Source organism: Bradyrhizobium sp. CCBAU 45389, assembly GCF_028128625.1.
In the GTDB taxonomy this organism is placed as follows: Bacteria; Pseudomonadota; Alphaproteobacteria; order Rhizobiales; family Xanthobacteraceae; genus Bradyrhizobium; species Bradyrhizobium liaoningense_B.
In genome coordinates, this window is the sequence record NZ_LBIY01000021.1 from 1 (window position 1) to 553 (window position 553).

A 553-nucleotide genomic window follows, 5' to 3' on the forward strand; every position below is an offset into this window, starting at 1 on the left:
AACAGCAATTCCGCGTCGATGAGTGGAGCTTCCGCCAAAATTAAGCTGCCGCGCGGAACGGCAGCGGGTTGAAGTAAGCTTGATCCGGGGTGCCGCCGTCAAGGCTCGAGTGAGGACGCCGGCCATTGTAAAAGTCGAGGTATCGGCCGATCGAGGCGCGGGCGTCGGACACGGTGTCGTAGGCGCGCAGATAAACCTCCTCATATTTGACACTGCGCCACAGCCGCTCGACGAACACGTTGTCGCGCCAGGCGCCCCGGCCGTCCATGCTGATGGCGATGCCGTGGCTGGCGAGCACGCCGGTGAACGCCGCGCCAGTGAACTGCGAGCCCTGGTCGGTGTTGAAGATGTCCGGCTTGCCGTGGCGAGCGAGAGCATCCTCCAGCGTCTCGACGCAGAATGCGGCTTCCATCGTGATCGAGACGCGCCACGACAGCACCCGACGGGTCGCCCAGTCGAGGACAACAGCCAGGTACACGAAGCCCCGCGCCATCGGGATGTAGGTGATGTCCATCGCCCAGACCTGGTTCGGGCGCGTGATCTCCATGCCGCG

At 64.4% G+C, this 553-nt stretch carries 1 protein-coding gene; it reads right to left on the reverse strand.

Annotated features, from left to right (window positions below; all coding sequences use genetic code 11):
• Window positions 1-40 precede the first annotated feature (40 nt).
• A partial coding sequence (locus tag XH79_RS06785; protein WP_271581147.1) for an IS3 family transposase occupies window positions 41-553 on the reverse strand: 513 nt, incomplete at its 5' end.